Below are 22063 nucleotides of genomic sequence, written 5' to 3' on the forward strand. Positions count from 1 at the left end.
GTTTACCGAAACTGGATCTGCTGCGCGTCACGGTAGCGGCAGAAATCCCTGCCAACAGGCCGAAGTCCCTAGTGAAATCCCCAGACTTTGGCCGGCTGAAGGTGTTGTGTTCAACGAGTCCGGGTGCTGATCATATTGATGCACCTTCAATTTATCGGCGTTTGGTCAGATGGTCGCGAGTTCGGTGAATGATTTTGCGCCCATGGCAGCCGACAAAACCCAAACTGCTCTGGGAGGGCACCGGATGCCGGGCGAACCGATTGCGATTGTGGGAATGGCGTGCCGCTACCCGGGCGGAATAACCGACCCGGAAGGGCTCTGGCAAGTGGCCAGGGACGGGATCGACGCGATCGGCGAGTTACCGGACGACCGGGGCTGGGACCTCGCGGCCCTCTACGATCCCGACCCGGACCGGCCCGGTACCTCCTACGTCCGGCACGGCGGCTTCCTCTACGACGCCGGCCATTTCGACGCCGAGTTCTTCGGGCTCTCCGCCCGCGAGGCGTTGACCACCGATCCGCAGCAGCGCCTCCTGCTCACGACGGCGTGGGAGGCCCTGGAGAACGCGGCCATCGATCCCACCTCGCTGCGGGGCAGCCGCACGGCCGTGTTCGCCGGCTCGATGATGCACGACTACGCGCCCCGGGTGCACACCGTCCCGGACGGGCTGGAGGGTTACCTGATCACCGGGAACACCTCCAGCGTGGTCTCCGGCCGAGTGGCCTACGTGCTCGGCCTCAACGGCCCCGCGGTCACGGTGGACACCGGCTGCTCCTCGTCGCTGGTGACCACTCATCTCGCGGTGCAGTCACTGCGTCTCGGCGAGTGCGACCTGGCCCTGTCCGGCGGGGTGACGGTGATGGCCACCCCGGAGATGTTCGTGGAGTTCTCGCGGCTGCGGGGCCTCGCCCCGGACGGCCGGTGCAAGCCGTTCTCCGAGACGGCGGACGGCACGGCCTGGTCCGAGGGCGTCGGAATGCTGGTGCTGGAACGGCTCTCCGACGCCCTGCGCAACGGGCACACCGTGCACGCGCTGGTGCGCGGCACCGCGGTCAACTCGGACGGGGCCTCCAACGGGCTCTCCGCACCCAGCGGGCCGGCCCAGGAACGGGTGCTGCGGGCGGCGCTGGCCGACGCCGGACTGTCCGAGGCGGACGTCGACGCGGTGGAGGCGCACGGCACGGGCACCGCGCTCGGCGACCCGATCGAGGCACGGGCGCTGCTGGCGGTGCACGGCCGGCAGCGGGCGCGCTCGCTGCTGGTGGGGTCGGTCAAGTCGAACATCGGGCACACGCAGGCCGCTGCCGGGGCGGCGGGCATCCTGAAGATGGTGCACGCCATGCGCGACGGCGTGCTGCCGCGCATCCTGCACCTGACCGAGCCCAGCCCCCACGTGGACTGGGAGTCCGGCGGTGTCACCCCGCTCGCGCAGAACACGCCGTGGCCGGAGACCGGACTCCCGCGCCGGGCCGGGGTCTCCTCGTTCGGCATCAGCGGCACCAATGCCCACGTGATCCTGGAACAGGCGCCGGAACCCCCGCCCGCCGCGGCACCGCAACCGGCCTCCGCCGTGCCGCTGCTGCTGTCCGCACGGTCGGCGGAGGCGCTGCGGGAACAGGCCGGCCGGCTGGCCGAGCGGCTCCGCCCGGACCGGGTCGGCCTGCTGGACGCCGGATTCACGCTGGCGACCGGCCGGGCCGGGTTCGAACACCGGGCCGCCGTCCTCGGCCGGGACCGGGACTCGCTGGTGCACGGACTGGAGGCGCTCGCCGAGGGCGGTCCGGCACCGGGCGCGGTCGTCGGGTCACCCTGCCGGGACACCAGTCCGGTGCTGTTGTTCCCCGGCCAGGGCACGCAGTGGACCGGGATGGCCACGGGGCTGCTGGAGTCCAGCCCGGTCTTCGCCGAACGCATGGCGGCCTGTCAGGACGCGATGGCGCCGTACGTGGACTGGAACCTGAGCGACGTGCTCACCGACGCGGACGCGCTGCTCCGGGTGGACGTGGTGCAGCCCGCGCTGTGGGCGGTCATGGTGTCGCTGGCCGGACTCTGGCGGGCACACGGGGTGCGGCCGGCCGCGGTGGTGGGCCACTCCCAGGGCGAGATCGCGGCCGCGACCGTAGCCGGCGCGCTGTCCCTGGACGACGGGGCGCGGATCGTCACGCTGCGCAGCCGCGCCTTGCGGGCGCTCTCCGGTACGGGCCGGATGCTGTCGGTGGGGCTGCCGAGAGCGGCGGTCGAGGAGTCGATGGCCCGCTGGGGCGAGGACCTCTCGGTGGCCGCGGTCAACGGGCCGAGCGCGACGGTGGTCTCGGGCACCGTCCAGGCGGTCGAGCAGTTCGCCGCCGCACTGGACGCCGAGGGCAAACGGGCGCGCCTGTTGCCGGTGGACTACGCCTCGCATTCGGCGCAGGTCGAACTGCTGCGTGCGGAGCTGCGCGAACTGCTGGCGCCGGTGACTCCGATGGCGGCCGGGATTCCCTTCCACTCGACCGTGACCGGCGGTCCGGTGGACACCACCGGGCTGGACGCGGACTACTGGTACCGCAACCTGCGCGCCACGGTCGAGTTCGAGGCGACGGTGCGCGGGCTGGTCGCCGCCGGGCACACCACGTTCCTGGAGTCGAGCCCGCATCCGGTGCTCGCCGGCGGCGTGCGGCAGATCCTCGGCGACTACCAGGAGGATCACGACCCCCAGGAGGACCACGACGGGGGCGGCGTGGTGCTGGAGACCCTGAAACGGGACGAGGGCGACGCCGACCGCTTCCTGCTCGCCGTGGCCGAGGCAGCCGTGCACGGGGTGGACGTGCACTGGAACGGGCTGTTCGACGGCGCCCGGAGTGTGGAGCTGCCGACCTACCCGTTCCGTCGGCAGCGGTACTGGATGCTGCCCACCGCCTCCTCCGGGCCCGTCGCCGGGCATCCGATGCTGGACTCGGTGGTCCAGCTCGCCGGCGGTGGCCTGGTCGCCACCTGCCGGCTCTCGCTCACCCGGCACCCCTGGCTGGCCGAGCACGAGGTGCGCGGCACCGTGCTGCTGCCCGGGGCCGCGTTCGCCGAACTGGCGCTGCACGCGGGTGAGCGGGCGGGGCTGCCGGTGCTGGACGAACTCGTGCTGGAGAGCCCGCTGGTGCTGCCCGAGCGGGGCGAGACCGAATTGCAGATCGCGATCGGCGAGACGGACCCGGGCGCGCTGGCGATCCACGCCCGGTCCGCGCCGGACGCGCCGTGGACCCGGTACGCGACCGGGACGCTCCGGGCAGCGGGGTCCGGCGGTGAGACCCTGACGGAGTGGCCGCCGGCCGGTGCCGAGGAGATCGACCTCGACGGCGAATACGCACGGCTCGACGAGCGGGGTTACGAGTACGGGCCGGCCTTCCAGGGGTTGCGGCGGGCCTGGCGGCTCGGTGCGGAGCGCTTGGCCGAGGTCGAGCTGCCGGTCGATCCCGGGCGGTTCGGACTGCACCCGGCCCTGCTCGACGCCGCATTGCACCCGCTGCTGCTGGATGCGGAGGACGCGCCGGTGAGGCTGCCGTTCTCCTGGAGCGGGGTCGCACTCCATGCGGTCGGGGCCACGGCGTTGCGGGTGCGGCTGACTCCGCAGGGCAACGACTCGTTCGCCGTGGCACTCGCCGACGCGGCGGGGGAAGCGGTGGCCACGATCAGCGCGCTCGCGCTCCGGCCCGTGGGGCCCGTGCGGCCGGGGCCGGCAGGCGTGGACCGGGCGCTGCACCGGCTGGACTGGGTGCCGGTCGCGCAGCGGCCCGCCCCGGCGATCGTGGACGCGCAGATCGTAGACGCGCAGATCGTGGACGTGGCCGGGCCCGGGGAAGCACTGGCGCGGGTCCGCGAGTTCTTGGACACCGACGACGAGAAGGCGACGGGCGGGCCCCTGATCGTGCGGACCCGTGGTGCGGTCGCGATCGCCCCGGAGGACGACCAGGACCCCGACGCCGCGGCGGTCTGGGGCTTGGTCCGCTCGGCACGCACCGAACATCCCGGCCGGTTCGTACTGGTCGACCTGGACCACCCCGGCGACCCCGAGGACGCCGGCTCCGCCCTGGAGCTGGCGTTGGGCGCCGGTGAGCCGGAGATCGCCGTCCGGGACGGGCAGGCGTTCGCGCCGCGGCTGGCCCGGGTACTGCGCCTTCCCGGGGGACAACCCCCGGACCCTCGGCCGGAACAGCAGGCCACCGGGGTCACCAGGACGGACATCACGCGGGAAACGCCGGAAACGCGGACGGGGGAGCGGCCCGACCTTGCCGGAGGCACGGTGCTGATCACCGGCGGGACCGGCGTGCTCGGCCGGGAGCTGGCCCGGCACCTGGTCACCGAGCACGGGGTGCGGCACCTGGTGCTGGCGGGGCGGCGGGGCGGCTCGGTGGCGCTTGAGTCCGGTCTTGAGGACCTGACCGGCACCGCCGAGATCACGGTCGTGGCGTGCGACGTCGCCGACCGGGCCGCCCTCGCCGAGCTGCTGGCGGCGATCCCCGAGCACCGCCCGCTGACCGCGGTGATCCACGCCGCCGGGGTGCTGGACGACGGCACGGTGCGTTCCCTCACCGCCGAACGTTTGAACGCGGTCCTGCGACCGAAGGTTGAGGGCGCACGCAACCTGCACGAACTGACCGAACACCTCGACCTGGCCGCCTTCGTGCTGTTCTCCTCCGTAGCCGGTGTCCTCGGCACGCCGGGGCAGGCGAATTACGCGGCCGCCAACGCATGGCTGGACGGACTGGCGCAGCACCGCCGCTCGCGGGGACTGCCCGCTTCGTCGATGGCGTGGGGACTCTGGGCGCAGGACACCGGCATGACCGGGCGGCTGGACGACACCGACCGGGCCCGGCTGCGGCGCACCGGGCTCGTGCCGATGTCCCGCGAACACGGGCTCGCCCTGTTCGACGCGGCGCTGGGCACCGGCCTGGCGTGCACCGTGCCCGCCCGTTTCGACCTGGCCAACGTGCGTGCGGCAGGCCCGGAGCGGGCTCCGGTATGGGCCGGGCTGCTCGGCGTCCGGCGGAGCGCGGCCCGGCCGGCCGCCGTGGCCGCGGCGCCCGTGTTCGTCTCCGGCGGCGAGCGGTCGGTGCTCGATCTCGTGCTGGCCACGGTGGGCTCCGTGCTCGGCGTGGAGCGCCGGGTGGACCCGGCGCGGGCGTTCCGCGACATCGGCTTCGACTCGCTGTCCGGGGTGGAGCTGCGCAACCGGCTCTCCGCCGCGACCGGGGTGCGGCTCCCCGCCACCGCGGTGTTCGACCACCCCACCCCCACGGCCCTGGCCGGCTACCTGTCCGGGCAGCTCCCCGACGCGCTACCCGGCGGCCGGACACCGGTCGCCGGGCCCGGCCCGCAGGACATGGACGACCCGGTGGTGCTGGTCGGCGCGAGCTGCCGCTTTCCCGGCGGGGTGTCCACCGTGGACGAGCTGTGGGAGCTGCTGGCCGACGGACGGGACGCGATCACCGAGTTCCCGGCGGATCGCGACTGGAACCTGGACGAGGTCTACCACCCGGAGCCGGGCCGCGGCGGGCGCAGCTACGTGCGGCACGGCGGCTTCCTGGACGGGATCGCCGAGTTCGACAACGGCTTCTTCGGCGTCGCCCCGGCCGAGGCGGTCTCGATGGACCCGCAGCAGCGCATCCTGCTGGAACTGGCCTGGCACGCGCTGGAAGACGCCGGGATCGACCCGACCGCGTTGCGGGGCACCCGCACCGGTGTCTACCTCGGGCTGATGGGCAACGACTATGCGCGCCGCGCGCACCGGACGCCCGAGGACCTCACCGGCGACGTTTCCATCGGCAACGCGGGCAGCGTCGCGTCGGGGCGGCTCGCCTACACGTTCGGCTTCCACGGCCCGGCGATCACGGTGGACACGGCGTGTTCCTCCGCGCTGGTGGCGATGCACCAGGCCGCGCAGGCGCTGCGGGCAGGTGAGTGCACGGTGGCGCTGGTGGGCGGCATCACGGTGCTCACCACGCCGACGCTGTTCGTGGAGTTCTCCCAGGTGGGGGTGCTCTCCCCGGACGGCCGCTGCAAACCGTTCGACGCGGCCGCGGAGGGCACCGCGTGGAGTGAGGGCGCCGGCCTGGTGGTGATGGAGCGGCTTTCCACCGCGCGCGAGCGGGGCCACCGGGTGCTCGCCGTGCTGCGCGGCTCGGCACTCAACTCCGACGGCGCGTCCAACGGGCTGACGGCGCCGAACGGATCGGCCCAGCAGCGGGTGATCCGGGACGCGCTGGCCGTCGCGGGGCTGGCGCCCGGCGAGGTGGACGCGGTGGAGGCGCACGGTACCGGCACCCCGCTCGGTGACCCGATCGAGGCCACCGCGCTGCTGGCGACCTACGGGCAGGACCGGGAGCAACCCGTGCTGGTCGGGTCCGCGAAGTCCAACCTCGGGCACACCCAGGCCGCGGCGGGCATGGCGGGGGTGCTCAAGATGGTGCAGGCCATGCGGCACGGCCGGTTGCCCCGGACCCTGCACCTGAACGACCCGAGCCCGCACGTGAACTGGGACGACGGCGCGGTGCGGTTGCTGGACGAGCCGGTGGACTGGCCGCGCGTGGACCGTCCGCGGCGGGCAGCGGTGTCCTCGTTCAGCCTCAGCGGCACCAACGCGCACGTGATCCTGGAGGAGCCCGAGCCCGAGCCCGGACCGGAGCCGGCGACCGCCGAGGCTCCGCCGCTGATCCCGTGGGTGCTCTCCGCGGCCACCCCGGAGGCGCTGCCCGCGCAGGCCGACGCCTTGCTCCGCCGAATGGCCGACGGGGACGGGAACGGCTCGCCGTCCGCGCTGGACGTGGCGTACTCGCTGGCCACCACGCGGGCCCGGCTGCGTGCCCGCACGGTCGTGCTCGGCACGGACACCGGCGAGCTGACCGCCGCGCTGCGAGCCGGGACCGGCAGTACCGGAGTGGCGGCCGACGGCGCGACCGCGTTCCTGTTCCCCGGCCAGGGCGTGCAGTACGCGGAGATGGCCACGTCGCTCCGGGACCGCGTACCGGCGTTCGCGGCGGCCCTCCGGGAGATCGCCGCCGAGCTGGACCCGCTGCTGGACCGGCCGCTCGACGAGATCCTCCGGGACGGCCCCGGTGAACGCACCGACCATGCGCAGGCCGCGGTGTTCGCGGTTCAGGTGGCGGTGTTCCGGCTGCTCACCACGTTGGGGGTGCGGCCGGACGCGGTGGCCGGGCACTCGGTCGGCGAAATCGCCGCGGCGCACGCCGCGGGCGTGTTCTCGCTGGCCGACGCCTGCGCCCTGGTGGCCGCGCGCGGGCGGCTGATGCACGAACTCGCCGGCGAGGGCGTGATGGTGGCGGTCCAGGTACCGGAAGCCGACGTGCCGGAACTGCTGCGCGGCCTCGAGGACCGGGTGGCGCTGGCCGCGGTGAACGGGCCCGCCTCGGTGGTGCTCGCCGGGGACGCGGACGCGGTGCGGGAGATCTCGCAGCGGGTGACCCACGTGCACCGCCTGGCGGTGCGGCACGCGTTTCACTCCCACCACATGGACCCGGTTCTGGACCCCTTGCGGGAGGTGCTGGCCGGACTGGACTTCCGTACACCGGTGATTCCGGTCGTGTCTTCGGTGACCGGCGCACGGGTCACCGAAGAGCTTCGTGACCCGGAGTACTGGGTCCGGCAGGCGCGGGAAACGGTGCGCTTCCACGACTGCCTGCGTGCTCTGGACGCGGCGGGTGCCGGCACCTATCTGGAGCTGGGACCGGGCGCGACGCTCAGCGCGCTCGGCCAGGAGGCGCTGGGCGGGGACGGTTTCCTGCCGCTGCTGCGCCAGGATGCCGACGAGGTGCACGGCCTGCTGACGGCGTTGGCGACCGCGCACACCCGCGGGGTCGACGTGGACTGGGCGGCCTGGTGCGCGGGCGGGCGGGCGGTGCCACTGCCCGGCTACGTGTTCACCCGGCAGCGGTTCTGGCTGCCCGACGACGACGAGGCCCCCACCGATCCTCTGCTGCACGGTGTCGAGTGGCCGCTGCTGCCTGCCTCCGGCACGGGCGCCGACGCGCCGGGGCCGTGGCTGGTGGTGGCCCCGCCGGGCGCGGAGTGGGACCGGCTCACCGAGGACGTGGCGGGCGTGCTGGGCGAAGGGATCCGCACCGTGCGCGGCGACGCCGTGGACGGCGAGCACTGGAACCGGCTGCTGCCCGACCTGCCGGGAGGCGGCATCGTGTCCCTCCTGGCGATGGCCGAGGGCCCGGACACGCCACAGGTGCCGACCGGCCTGGCCGCCACCCTCGCACTGCTGCGGGCGCTGCTGTCCAGAGGCGCGGACACGCCCCTGTGGTCGATCACCAATGGCGCCGTACGGGCCGACCCGGCGGACACCGTGCCGCATCCGGAGCAGGCCGCCGTGTGCGGGCTGGTCCGGGTCGCGGGCATGGAAGCGCCCCGGCTGCACGGCGGCCTGGTGGACCTTCCGCCGCGACCGGCCGTGGAGGACCTGGCCGCGCTGCCCGCCGCGCTGGCCGCCCGAGACGAGATCGCGATCCGGGCCGGGCGGCTGCACGCCAGGCGACTGGTCCCGGTGTCCCGCACCGAACCCGCCACGACGGAGCCCATCGGCACCGTGCTGATCACCGGGGGACTGGGCGGCATCGGCGCGCACATCGCCCGCCGGCTGGCGGCCCGGGGAGCGGACCGCCTGCTGCTCGTCGGCCGCCGGGGCGTGGACACTCCCGGCGCGACGGAACTGCGCGCCGAACTCACCGCGCTGGGTACCGACGTCGAAATCGCCGGCTGCGACGTGGCGGACCGCGAGGCGCTCGCCGGGCTGCTCGCCGGGCGGTCGCTCACCGGTGTGGTGCACGCCGCCGGGGTGCTCGACGACGGGGTGCTGGAGGCGCTGTCCGAGGCCCGGCTGGCGCGTGTGTACGCGGCGAAGGCGGACGGCGCGCGGTTCCTGCACGAGCTGACCGCCGGCCATCCGCTGCGCTTCTTCGTACTGTGCTCCTCGCTGGCCGGCACCGCGGGTTCGCCGGGGCAGGGCAACTACGCCGCGGCCAACGCCGTCGTGGAAGCGCTCGCAGCCCATCGGCAGGCCGGCGGCCTGCCCGCGACGAGCCTGGCTTGGGGCCCCTGGCTGGACACCGGGATGACCACCTCCTGGCCCGCCGGCTCGCAGTCGGACAGCGGCGCCACGCCGATGCCCGCCGACCGGGCGCTGGACGCGCTGGAGCGGGCACTGTCCGGCGGTGCGGCCCAGTACGCGGCCGGTGCCGTGGACTGGCCGAGGTTCGCCGCCGCACGGCCGGGGCGCCTGTGCTCCGGACTGCCGGGCGTGGGCACGGACACCGGGACCGAACCCGCGAGCGCGTTGCTGGAACGGCTGGCGGCCACCGCCCCGGAGCAGCGGCCGTCGGTGCTGCTGGAGCTGGTCACCGCCCGGGTCGCCGCCGTTTCGGGCCGGCCGGCCGGAGACCTCGACGCGCACCGGCCGTTCCGGGAGCTGGGTCTGGACTCGCTGGCCGGGGTCCGGCTGCGCAACCTGCTCGGCGCGGACACCGGAGTGCCGCTGGCGGCCTCCGCGGTCTACGACCATCCCACCGCCGCCGCGCTGGCCCGGTACCTCGGCGACGCCCTCGGTGTCGACGAGGGCGACCCGGCCGAGCGGGTCGTGCTGGACCGCCTGAGGGAACTGGAGGCGGCCCTGCTCCGGAGGCGTACATCCGCGCCCCTCCCCGAGGAGATCACCACGACCCTGCGGCGACTGCTGCGCAGCCAGGAAGACGGCACCGCCGATGAACGGACCGCGGTGCCCGACCTGAGCGGTGCCACGGACGACGAGATGTTCGCGCTGATCGACGGAGTGCTCGACGACGCGCAACCCAGCACCGGTCGCGTTGCCGGCCGTGCCACGGAGAGGAGCTAGCCCATGTCAGAGCCAAGCCGCCCACCTGCCACCGTGCTCGACAACCCGCTGCACGCCCTGCTCGACCGGGAGGTGCTCGCGAACCCCTACCCGTTGTTCGAGCGGTGGCGGGAGGAAGGCCCGATGTGGACGCCGGACGGTTCGCTGCTGCTGAGCGACCACGCCAGTTGTATGGCGGTGCTCAAGAGCCACACGACCATGGGCAGTGACACGTTCAACGCGCCGGGGATGCGGGAACTCTTCGGCGACCGCGGGGACGAGCCGGTGCTCAACTCGATCTTCTTCATGGACGATCCCGGACACGGGCGGCAGCGGAACCTGGTCAGCAAGGCCTTCACGCCACGGATCACCGCGCGCTTCGAGCCGTGGATCCGCGAGATCGTGGACGAACTGCTCCGCGACTGCCTGGCCGACGGCGAGTTCGACGGCGTGCAGGACCTGGCCGCGGTCCTCTCGCTGCGGGTCATCGCGACTCTCCTGGGCATCCCGGCCGAGGACATCCCGATGCTGCGGGAGTGGTCCAGCGACATGGCGCTGTCCACGGAGCTGCCCACGCTGGTGGCCAGCTTCCACTCCACCGCGATGTTCGACCGCGAGGAACTCGTCCGCATCGTCCGCACCACCACCGAACTGCACGGCTACTTCGCGGACCTCATCCACAAGCGCCGCCGCAACCCCGGCGAGGACCTCATCTCCAGCCTGCTCTCCACGCAGGAGGACGGGCGCGGGCTGAGCCGGCGCGAGGTGACGAACGTCGTGGTGACCGTGTTCACCGCGGCCCACGAGTCCACCACGAACCTGATCACCAACGGCCTCCTCGCGATGTCGCGCCACCCCGAGCAGTTCCAGCTGCTCCGGCAGAACCCGGCGATCGCCGGCGACGTGGTCAGCGAGGCGCTGCGCTACGACTGCCCGATCATGCTGACCGGCCGTGTCGCGCTGCGGTCCGACCGGATCAACGGCATCGACATCCCCGAAGGCTCGGTGGTCACCCTGGTCCTCGCGTCCGGCAACCGGGACGAGCGGGTGCACCCGAGGGCGGATCAGTTCGTCGCGGACCGGAAGCCGGCCGCGATGAACCTCGCCTTTGGCGCCGGCGCGCACTACTGCCTCGGCAGCAGCCTGGCCCGGCTGGAGGCGGAGATCGTGTTCGGTGAACTGGCCCGCCGGCTGCGCGGCTTCCACGTGCACGAGGACTCACTGAGCTACCGCAGGCACGTGGTCGTCCGCGGCCTCGACACCGAACGCATCACCTTCCAACTCTGACCGGCCATCCGTCGCAGGGAGTCGTTCATGCACGACGAAGTCAGCACGCTCCGGCAATACCTGAAGAAAGTCACCACCGATCTGTTACGCACCCGGGAGCAGTTGCGTGACGTGACCGAGCAGTCCGCCGAGCCGATCGCGGTGGTCGGCATGTCGTGCCGGCTGCCCGGCGACGTGGCCTCGCCCGCCCAGCTGTGGGACCTGGTGGCCGCGGGCACGGACGCCATTTCGGCCTTCCCCGAGGACCGGCACTGGCCGATCGAGGAGCTCTACGACGCCGATCCGGAGTCCCAGCAGGCGCGGCGGTCCTACGTGCGCGAGGGCGGCTTCCTCAGCGGGGCGGGCGATTTCGATCCCGCGTTCTTCGGGATCTCCCCGCGCGAGGCGCTGGTGATGGACCCGCAGCAGCGGTTGGTGCTGGAACTCGCCTGGGAGGCACTGGAGTCCGCGGGCATCCTGCCGGACTCGCTGGTGGGCGAGCGGGCCGGGGTCTTCGTCGGCGCGTCCAGCAACGACTACGAGATGCTCTGGCAAGGCACCGACCAGTTCTCCCAGTACGGCATCACCGGCAACACCATGAGCGTGATCTCGGGCCGGATCAGCTACGCCCTGGGTTTCCACGGCCCGGCCCTCACGGTGGACACCGCCTGCTCGTCCTCCCTGGTCGCCACCCACCTCGCGATGCGGGCCCTGCGCGCCGGCGAGTGCCCGATCGCGCTGGCGGGCGGTGTGACGGTGCTGAGCACTCCGGAGACGTTCGTCGAGTTCTGCGGCCAGGGCGTCACCTCCCGGGACGCCCGGATCAAGGCGTTCGCGGCCGGGGCGAACGGCTCGATCTGGGCCGAGGGGGCGGGTCTCCTGGTGCTGGAGCGGCTGTCCGACGCGCGGCGGCACGGCCATCAGGTGCTCGCCGTGCTGCGCGGCTCGGCGGTCAACTCCGACGGCACCAGCAACGGGCTCTCGGCACCCAACGGCACCGCGCAGCAGGAGGTGATCCGTACTGCGCTCGCCGACGCCGGGCTGTCCACCCAGGACGTCGACGTGGTCGAGGCGCACGGCACCGGCACCCCGCTCGGCGACCCGGTGGAGGGCACCGCGCTGGTGGCGACCTACGGCCAGAACCGGCCGTCCGGCCGGCCGCTGCTGCTGGGCTCGCTGAAGTCCAACATCGGGCACACGCAGGCAGCGGCCGGAGTGGCCGGCATCATCAAGATGATCATGGCGATGCGGCACGGGCTCGCGCCGAAGACGCTGCACGTGGACAGCCCCACCCCGAAGGTGGACTGGGGAGTGAACGGCGTCAGCGTGCTCGCCGACGCGATGCCCTGGCCGGAGACCGGGCGAGCGCGCCGCGCCGCCGTCTCCTCCTTCGGGATCAGTGGCACCAACGCCCACGTCGTGCTGGAACAGCCCGTCGAGCCGGAGGCGCCGGAGCCCGGCGTGCCGTCCGCCGGCCTGGTGTGGACGGTGTCGGGCCGGACCGAGGACGCGCTGCGCGACCAGGCGGCCCGGCTGCTGGCCTTCGCCGAGTCCGGCGACGCTCCCTCCGCCGAGGGGCTGGCGCACGCACTGGCCACCCGCCGCACCCACTTCCGCCACCGGCTGGCCGTGCCCGGCCGGGACCTGGCCGACCTCACCTCCGCGCTGCGCGGCCACCTCGGCACCGGCCGGGCCCCCGATGTGGCGGTGGGCGCCGCGGCTGGCGGCGGGCTGTGCATGCTGTTCACCGGTCAGGGCGCGCAGCGGCCCGGCATGGGGCGGCAGCTCGCCGCCTCCTTCCCGGTGTTCGCCGAGGCGTTCGACGAGGTGTGCGAGCTGTTCGACCGGGAGCTGGAGAAACCGCTGCGGACCGTGCTCGAGGGCGAACCGGACCTGCTCGACCGTACCGACTTCGCCCAGGCCGCCCTGTTCGCGGTGGAGGTCGCGCTGTTCCGGCTGATGCGCTCCTGGGGCGTGCGCCCGGACCTGCTGCTGGGGCATTCGATCGGGGAGATCAGCGCGGCGCACGCGGCCGGGGTGTGGTCGCTGCCGGACGCGGTCCGGCTGGTGGCCGCCAGAGGCCGCCTGATGGCCGCGCTGCCCGAGGGCGGCGCGATGCTGTCCGTGCAGGGCACCGAGCAGGACCTGGCCCCCTGGCTGGCGGGGCGCGCGCGGCGGGTGTCCGTCGCGGCGGTGAACGCCCCGGACGCGGTGGTCGTCTCCGGTGCGGACGAAGACATCACGGAACTGGAGGCCGACTGGGCGGGCCGGGGACGGCGGACCCGGCGGCTGCGGGTCAGCCACGCGTTCCACTCGCCGCTGATGGAGCCGATGCTGGCCGAGTTCGGCACGGTCCTGGCCGGGTTGACGACGCACGATCCGCACATCCCGGTGATCTCCAACCTCACCGGCGAGATTGCCACGGCCGAGCAGTTGCGCTCGCCGGAGTACTGGACCGCGCACGTCCGGCAGGCGGTGCGGTTCCACGACGGGCTGCGCACCGCACGCGAGGCCGGTGCACGCGTCCTGCTCGAACTGGGACCGGGCGCGGTGCTTTCCGCGCTGGCGGGGCGGGACGCCGGGCCGGACGAGGCGAGGGTGCCCACCCTGCGCGGGGCCGATCGTGACGAGACCAAGGACGTGCTGCTCGCCCTCGGCGCGCTGCACACGCAAGGCGTGGAGGTGGACTGGCCCGCCGTGCTGCCCGCCGCGCCCGCCAGGACGGCCGACCTGCCCGCCTACGCGTTCCAGCACGAGAGGTACTGGCTGGTGCCGGACGGGAACGGCCTGAACCTGCGTTCCACCGGGCTGCTCCCGGTGGGCCACCCGCTGCTGGGCGCCATGCTGTCCGCGGCCGAGGGCGACGGCACGCTGCTCACCAGCAGGCTGTCCCTCCAGTCGCACTCCTGGCTGGGGGGCCACCGGGTGCGCGGCATCCCCCTGCTGGCCGGCACCGGCTTCGTGGAACTGGCACTGGCAGCGGGCGAGCAGGTCGGCTGCGACCTGCTCGAACAGCTGACCGTCGAGGCGCCGCTGGTCCTGCCGGAGCACGGCGGGGTGTCGGTGCAGGTAGTGGTGGGCGGCGCCGAGGAGACCGGCCGCCGCCCGGTGCGGGTGTACTCCCGGCCGGAGGGCGTGGGCCGGGCCGAGCCGGGCCCATGGCGGTCGCACGCCTTCGGCTACCTGGGCATCAGCACCGCCACGCCGGACACGACCCTCGCGCACTGGCCGCCCCGGGACGTGCGGGAGATCCCGGTCGCGGACGTCTACGACGAGGTGGTGGAGGGCAGGCACTTCAGCTACGAGGGCGCGTTCCGAGGTCTGCGGACCCTCTGGCAACGCGACCACCCCGACGGGACCTCGGAGATGTTCGCCGAGGTCGCCCTGCCCGCCGAAGCGGCGGGGGACGCGAAGCGCTACAGCCTGCATCCGGCGCTGCTGGACGCGGCCCTGCACGCGGTCGGTCTCGGCCCGCAGCTGGACGGGATCGACGAGGGCAACGGCTCGATGCCGTTCTCGTGGTCGGGACTGTCACTGTTCCGGGCCGGAGCCTCGACGGTGCGGGTGCACGTCACCGGCGGGAACGGCGACGTGGCGATCACGCTGGCGGACGAGACCGGTGCCACCGTGGCCAAGGTGGACTCCCTGGTGTTCCGGCCGCTGCCCGCCGACGAGTCCTACCTGCTGGGACCGGCCGAGGACGGCGCGGAACTGCTCGCACAGGACTGGGTGCCCGTGCGCCGGCCCTCCGCAGTGGACGATCCCGGTGAGTGGCACGACCCCGGGACCGGCCGGCTCGACCTCGCGGCGCTGGCGGACGCGGAGGACCCGGTGCCGCCGGTGGTGGTGCTGCGCCCGGCCCGTCCCGCCGGGGACGACGTCACCGCACGGGTCCGCGCCGCGCTCACCGAGCTGACCGGGCACCTGCGCGTGTGGCTCACCGACCAGCGGTTCGCCGGTTCACTGCTGGTGGTCTGCACCGAGCGCGCGCTCGGCGTGCGGGCGGGCGACGAACCCGACCTGGCACTGTCCGCCGCCCACGGGCTGGCCCGCTCGGCACAGAGCGAGTACCCGGGCCGCGTCCTGCTGGTCGATGCCGACGAGCCGGCCGGCACCGCGTTGCGCGACGCGGTCGCCGTCGCGTCCGCGGCCCGTGAGCCCCAAGTGGCGCTGCGCGCGGGCGAGCTGCTGGTGCCCCGGCTGCACCGCGACGACAGTCCGGCGCAGAGCGACGGGGGCCCGGCCGCCCGCACGCCCGATCCCGACGGCACCGTGCTGATCACCGGTGGGCTCGGGGCGCTGGGCCGCACGCTGGCCCGGCATCTGGCGAGCCGGGGCGCCCGCAGGCTGCTGCTCCTCTCGCGCCGTGGCGCGGAGAGCCCCGGCGCCGCGGAACTGGTCGCCGAACTCGGCCGGCTCGGCGCGCACGCCGAGCTGGCGCGCGGCGACGTCGCCCGGCGGGAGGACGTCGCCCGGGTGCTGGCCGAGGTGCCCGCGGCACACCCGCTCACCGCCGTGGTCCACGCGGCCGGTGTGCTGGACGACGGCCTGGTGGAGTCGCTGACCGGCGGGCAACTGGAGAACGTGCTGGCGCCGAAGGCCGACGGAGCCTGGCACCTGCACGAGCTGACCCGGGAGCTCGACCTCGCCGGGTTCACGTGTTTCTCCTCCGCCGCCGGCGTGTTCGGCACCGCGGGCCAAGGGGCCTACGCCGCGGCGAACGCCTTCCTGGACGCGCTCATGAACCAGCGGGCCGCCGCCGGGCTCCCGGCCCGCTCGCTGGGCTGGGGCCTGTGGGCGCCCGACAGCGGGACCAGCACGAGCGACGGGATGGGCGGCGGGCTGGCCGCCGCGGACCGGGCCCGCATGGACCGCACCGGGATCCGCGCGCTGACCGTCGAGCAGGGCCTGGCCCTCTGGGACACCGCGACCGGCTCGGACAGGGTCCACCTGGTGCCCATCGGGCTGGATCTGGCCACCGTGGCCGGTCTGGGAGAAGAGGGCATACCGCCGTTGCTGCGCGACCTGGTCCGCCCGGCCCGCCGCCGGCGCTCCGCGCGGTCCGCCGCGCCCGCCGAGTCCCCGGCGGATCTGGCCCGCAGGCTGGGCGGGCTGAGCCCCGCCGAACGGGACCGGCAGCTCCTCAACCTGGTGCTCGGGCAGATCGCGGCCGTGCTCGGCTACCCGTCCGCGGACGGGGTGCCCGCGGACGGCCCGTTCGGAGACCTCGGATTCGACTCACTGAGCTCGGTCGAGCTCCGCAACCGGCTCAACACCGCCACGGGTCTGAACCTGCCCGCCACCTTGGTGTTCGACCACCCCACTCCGGCCACCCTCGCGGCGCACCTCGGCACGGAGGTCGCGCCGGACGCCGCCGGCGCGGAGGAGCCGGCGGACGGCCCTGCCGAGCCCGGCCCGGATCAGCTCTCCGGACTCGCGCAGGCGGTCGAGGAGGCGCTGGCCGGCGAGGACGCGCAACGCGACGCGTTGCGCGGACGACTGCGGGCGGCGCTGCGCGCGCTGGACGGCGAGCCGGCGCCCGGGGCGGACGAGCTGAGCTCGGCCTCCGTGGACCAGCTCTACGCCTTCGTGGACCGGGAACTCGGCGATGCGTGAACCAGCAGCCGGGACCACCCGGCCGACCGGAGAGGAATCGAAAGCCGTGGGCGAGGACCCGAAGCTCCTCAAGTACTTCCAGCGGGTCACCGCGGAACTCCAGCGCACCCGGGAGCGATTGCGGCAGCTGGAGAACCCCGCCGACGACCCGGTCGCCGTGGTCGGCATGGGCTGCCGGTTCGGCGGCGGGATCGGCTCGCCGGAGGAGCTGTGGGAACTGCTCGCCGCGGAGCAGGACGTGATCACCGGGTTCCCGGCCGACCGCGGCTGGACCGAAGACCAGATCTACCACCCGGAACCGGGCACACCGGGCCGCTCCTACGTCCGGCACGGTGCCTTCCTCGACGACGCGGCCGACTTCGATGCCGAGTTCTTCGGCATTTCGCCGCGCGAGGCGCTCAGCATGGACCCGCAGCAGCGGATCGCGCTGGAGGTCACCTGGCAGGCGCTGGAGTCCGCCGGCATCGATCCGGCCGGGCTGCGCGGCAGCCGCACCGGCGTGTTCCTCGGACTGTCCAACGCGGACTACGCCACGGCGATCCGCGAGATGCCCGAGGACATGCTGGGCCAGCTCTCCATCGGCAACGCGGCCAGCGTGACCTCCGGTCGGCTGGCTTACGTGTTCGGCCTGCAGGGGCCCGTGCTCACGGTGGACACCGCCTGTTCCTCGTCCCTGGTCGGCATCCACCTGGCCGCGCAGTCGCTGCGCGCGGGCGAGTGCACCCTGGCGCTCGCGGGCGGGGTGACCGTCCTGTCCAGCCCGCTGCTGTTCATCGACTACGCCCGGCAGCACGCCTTGGCGCCGGACGGGCGGTGCAAGCCCTTCTCCTCGGCCGCCGACGGCACCGCGTGGGGCGAGGGCGCCGGGATGCTGGTGCTGGAGAAGCTTTCCGACGCGCGCCGCAACCACCACCCGGTGCTCGCGGTGCTGCGCGGATCGGCGATCAACTCCGACGGCACCTCCTCCGGGCTGACCGCCCCGAACGGAACCGCGCAGCAGCAGGTGATCGCCGACGCGCTCGCTTCGGCCGGCCTGTCGCCCGCGGACGTCGACGCGGTGGAGGCACACGGCACGGGCACCGCGCTCGGCGACCCGATCGAGGCGCAGGCCCTGTTGGCCGGGTACGGCCGCCACCGCGGCGACCGGCCGCCGCTGCTGGTCGGCGCGGTGAAGTCGAACCTCGCCCACACCCAGGCCGCGGCCGGAGTCGCCGGCGTGGTGAAGATGGTGCTGGCCATGCGGCACAGCACGCTGCCCAGGACCCTGCACACCGGCACGGCGACCCCCCGGGTCGACTGGGCGCAGGGCGGGGTCGAACTGCTCACCAGCGCGGTCCCGTGGCCGCGCGACGGGCGCCCCCGGCGGGCGGGCGTGTCCGCGTTCGGAGTCGGCGGCACCAACGCGCACGTGATCCTGGAGGACCCGGAGCCCGGCCCGGACACCGAGCCCGGCGACCGGGCCGTCCCGCCACTGCTGGCCTGGACCCTGTCGGGCAGGACCGAACAGGCGCTGTCCGCGCAGGCGGCCGCGCTGCACGAGCACCTCGACCGGGCGCGCCCGGATCTGCTGGACCTGTCGTGGTCGCTGGCCACCACCCGGGCGCACCTGCCGCACCGCGCGGTGGTGTTCGGCTCCCGCCCGGCCGACCTCGCCGCCGGCCTGACCGCGCTGAGCACGGGCCGGAACGACACCGGGAGCGCCACGGTGGTGCTCTCCGGCACCGCCGTGCGCAACGGCACCACCGCATTCCTGTACCCGCACGAGTGCACCCCGGCCGTGGTGCGCGCGCTGGCCGCGCAGTACGCCGAGGCCGAGCCGTTCGCCGAGCACCTCTCCGCATGTGAGGCCGCGCTGGCCGGGCCGGCCGGCTGGTCCCTGACGGATGTGCTTCGCGGTGCCCCGGACGTGCCACCGCTGGACCGGCCGGACGTGCTGGCCCCGGCCACGCTGGCCGTGCTGACCGGTGTGACACGAGTGTGGTGCACGTCAGGGGTGCGCCCGGCGGCGTTGGCGGGACACGGATCCGGCCTGTTGGCCGCGTCCTGGGCGGTCGGGTGGCTGTCCCTGTCCTCGGCGCTGCGGATCGCGGCCGGGTGCCCCGCGGGCGTCGAACCCGACGTCGTGGAGGTCCCGCCCCCCGCGCCCGGTGTGCCGGTGCTGTGCGGGGACACCGGCCGCTGGCTGCGGGACCGCCCGGCCGAGGACGACTACCACACGGTGCCGGCCGCCGCATCCGACTCGGTCGCCCGCGAGCTGCGGGCCGACGGTCACCGACTGCTCCTCGTGTTCGGCGGGGACACCGCGGGCATGGCCGCCGCGCTGCCCGACGGCCCCGCCGTGCTGGCCGTGCTGGCCGTGCCGGGGGAGACGGGAGAGACGGGGGAGACGGAGAGCGCGGTGGCCGGTTCAGCGGCGATCGTGCGCGCGCTGGGCCGCGCGTACGTGATGGGTGCGCCGGTGGACTGGCGTGCCGTCCTGGCCGGCACCGGTGCGCGGCGCATCCCGTTGCCCGGCTACGCATTCCAGCGCAGCCGGTACTGGATCGAGCGCGAGTGGACCATGCCGGTGCTGATCTCCGGCGACCCCGGGACGCGCGAGCCCGGTCGGCGCTCGCCCGCGGCTCTGCTGTGGGCACTGCCCGAGCAGGAGCGCAACGGTCACGTCGAGACGCTGGTTCGCGCGTGCCTGAACCGGGCGCTGGGCAACGGACCGGATGACAAGGTCGACGCCGAGGACACGTTCCGCGATCTCGGGATGGACTCGCTGGGCGCGGAAGGCCTGCGCGAGCAACTCACCACCGGTGCCGGCGTGGAGATCGAACTCGCCGACGTGCTGAACTATCCCACGGTGGTCGACCTCACCGAGCGCGTGCTGGAAAAGCTGGCCGCCCGCGCCGAGGAGGGCACGCTCGACGAGCTCGTAGGGACCGCCCGGTCCGGGAACGAGGTCCCGGAACCCGGCACCGGGCCGGTGGACCCGGCGCCCGAGAACGCCGACGAAAGCGACGGCAGCCTGGCCTCGTTCTACATCCGGGCGATCCGCACCGGCCGGATCAACGTCGCCCTCCGCCTGGCCCGCGCGGCCTCCGAGACCCGCGACACCTTCGACCGGGACGATCCGCGCGATCTCGCCGAACTGCGCCGGGTGGGGACGGGCGCGGGTGGCCCCACGATCGTCGGCCTCACCCCGCCGATCTTCCCCAACCTGGACCTGCCCTACTCCTACCTGCACGCCGGGCTGGACCCCGCGTCCGACGTGTGGTCGCTGTGGTCGCCCGGATTCGCGGGTGAGGCCCCGCTGCCCGCCGACCGTGCCGCCCTGGTGCGGATGCTGGCGAAACCACTGCGCCGTGAGCTGGCCGGCACCCCGCTGATCATCGCGGGCTACTCCTCGGGCGGCTGGCCGGCGCACGACCTGGCCGCGCACCTGGAGCAGACCGGCGTCCCCGTCACCGCGCTGCTGCTGCTGGACTCGTACCTTCCGGAGGAGGAGATGGACCAGACCGAGACCCGCAGCGAGTTCATGCGCGAGCAGATCCGGCGACGTGACCTCATGGGCATGTCGCTCGACCGTCCGGACCGGACGGTGACCACCAGCGGCCAGATCGCGGCGATGGGCGGCTACAGCAGGATCTTCAGCGGATGGCGGCCCGGCCCGCTGAAGGCACCGGTCCTGCACCTGCTCGCCAGCGAGGTCGTCGCGGGCCTGCCCACCAGTTCGGAGGACCACCCGTTCCCGGCCGAACTGGCGCACCGCGTGCGCAGGCTGCCCGGCGATCACTTCACCATCCTTTCCCAGCACGCCGACCTGATCTCGGCGAACCTGCACGACTGGCTGACGGAGGTGCAGCCCGCATGACGCCCCTTCCCGATCTTCCCGGCGCCGCAGAGGCACTGGAACACTTCCCCTTCGACGACGGCCGCGGCATCGAGGTCCACGAGCGGTTCCGGGAGCTGCGGCAGCGCAAGGGGCTGCTCCGGGTGCGGCTCGCCTACGGCGAACCCACCTGGCTCGTCACCCGCTACGCGGACGCCCGGCTGGTGCTGGGCGACGCGCGGTTCAGCCGCGCGATGTCGGTCGGCCGGGACTACCCGCGCCAGGAAGAAGCGACGGACCTGGCCGGCCTGATCACCATGGACGCCCCCGAACACACCCGGCTGCGCACGCTGTTGCTCAAAGCCCTCACCAAATCCCGTATGGAAGCGCAGCGCCCCACGGTGCACGCGGCGGCGGACGCCCTGCTGTCGTCGGCGATGAAGGCCGGGCCGGGCATGGACATCCTGTTGGACTACGCGCAGCCGATGAGCGTGCTGACCATCTGCGACCTGCTCGGTGTGCCGGCCTCGGACCGGGAGGTCTTCGAGTCGATCAGCGAGGCGCTGCTCCCCGGCAGCGCCGTCGGCGCCGAGGACATGATGCGGCGGTTCGGTGCCCTGCGCACCTGCACCGAGCGGCTCATCGCCGAGCGCCGGGACCGCCCCCGCGACGACCTGATGACGGCGATGGTCCAGGCCCGGGACGAGGAGGACCGGCTCACCGACAACGAGCTGATCGACCTGGTCGTCACCATGCTGCTGGCCAGGTTCGAGGCGATCATCACCCAGATCCCGAACTGCGTCTACGTTCTCACCCGGGGCGACCGCGCGCTCTGGAACCGGCTCCGTGCGAATCCGGCCGAGCTGCCGGCGGCGGTCGAGGAACTGCTGCGCAACAACGCCTCCGCCGGTGCCGGCCTGTTCGTCCGCTACGCGCGGGAGGACGTCAACGTCGGCGGCACCCTGGTGCGCGCGGGCGAAGCCCTGACCATCGCCGTCGAGTCGGCCAACCACGACCCGGCCCGGTTCGAGGACCCCGACGCGATCGACTTCACCCGGCCACCCGGTGGACACCTCACCTTCGGCCATGGCGCCCACTACTGCGTCGGCGCCCAGCTCGGACGCATCGACCTCCAGGAGGGCCTGCGGGTGCTGCTCACCAGAGCCCCGGAGCTGACCGTCCGCAACATCACGTGGAGAGAACGGCCGCACATCCGGGGGCCGGAGGCGATGCGGGTGACTTGGCAGGGTGGCCCGGAATAACCGCCAACGGCAGGGGACGGGGGGCCTGCCGGCTTCCGGTGGGGTGGGGAGTGGCAGGCCGGCCGGCGCGATCGTCTGACCCGCACTGAGCACAGCCGGGACGCGGCATCGCGCCCCTGTCTCCTTACCGATGCTCGAGCCTTTGGTGTACCCCGTCCGTGCCGGCGGAAGCTGCGCCATCAGCTGCCGGGTCACCCACCTGCGGTGACCCGGTAGAGGCCGGCGGGTGGGTGGCCGACGGGC

5 protein-coding genes are annotated in these 22063 nt (G+C 73.9%); all 5 read left to right on the top strand.

All coding sequences use genetic code 11. The annotated features are described in order from the left end of the window. Positions 1–184 precede the first annotated feature (184 nt). Genes ACFZCD_RS03675 through ACFZCD_RS03695 form a run of 5 tightly spaced genes read left to right on the top strand, consistent with a single transcriptional unit; the run spans position 185 to position 21820 of the window. Complete coding sequence (locus ACFZCD_RS03675; RefSeq protein ID WP_391827457.1) at positions 185–9880, top strand: SDR family NAD(P)-dependent oxidoreductase; 9696 nt, start codon at positions 185–187, stop codon at positions 9878–9880. Positions 9881–9883: 3 nt separating this feature from the next. Continuing rightward, positions 9884–11146, top strand: a complete 1263-nt coding sequence (locus tag ACFZCD_RS03680; RefSeq protein WP_391827459.1) for a cytochrome P450 — start codon at positions 9884–9886, stop codon at positions 11144–11146. Positions 11147–11173: 27 nt separating this feature from the next. Next, entirely contained in the window at positions 11174–16741 is a 5568-nt protein-coding gene (locus ACFZCD_RS03685) for an SDR family NAD(P)-dependent oxidoreductase (RefSeq protein ID WP_391827461.1), read from the top strand. Positions 16742–16787: 46 nt separating this feature from the next. Continuing rightward, positions 16788–20600, top strand: coding sequence for a type I polyketide synthase (locus ACFZCD_RS03690; protein ID WP_391827463.1), 3813 nt, complete (start codon positions 16788–16790; stop codon positions 20598–20600). Beyond that, complete coding sequence (locus tag ACFZCD_RS03695; protein WP_391827465.1) at positions 20597–21820, top strand: cytochrome P450; 1224 nt, start codon at positions 20597–20599, stop codon at positions 21818–21820. The genes ACFZCD_RS03690 and ACFZCD_RS03695 overlap by 4 nt, the downstream gene beginning before the upstream one ends. Positions 21821–22063: the final 243 nt, after the last annotated feature.

It is taken from the genome of Streptomyces sp. NPDC008001 (assembly GCF_042958085.1).
Lineage (GTDB): Bacteria > Actinomycetota > Actinomycetes > Streptomycetales > Streptomycetaceae > Streptomyces.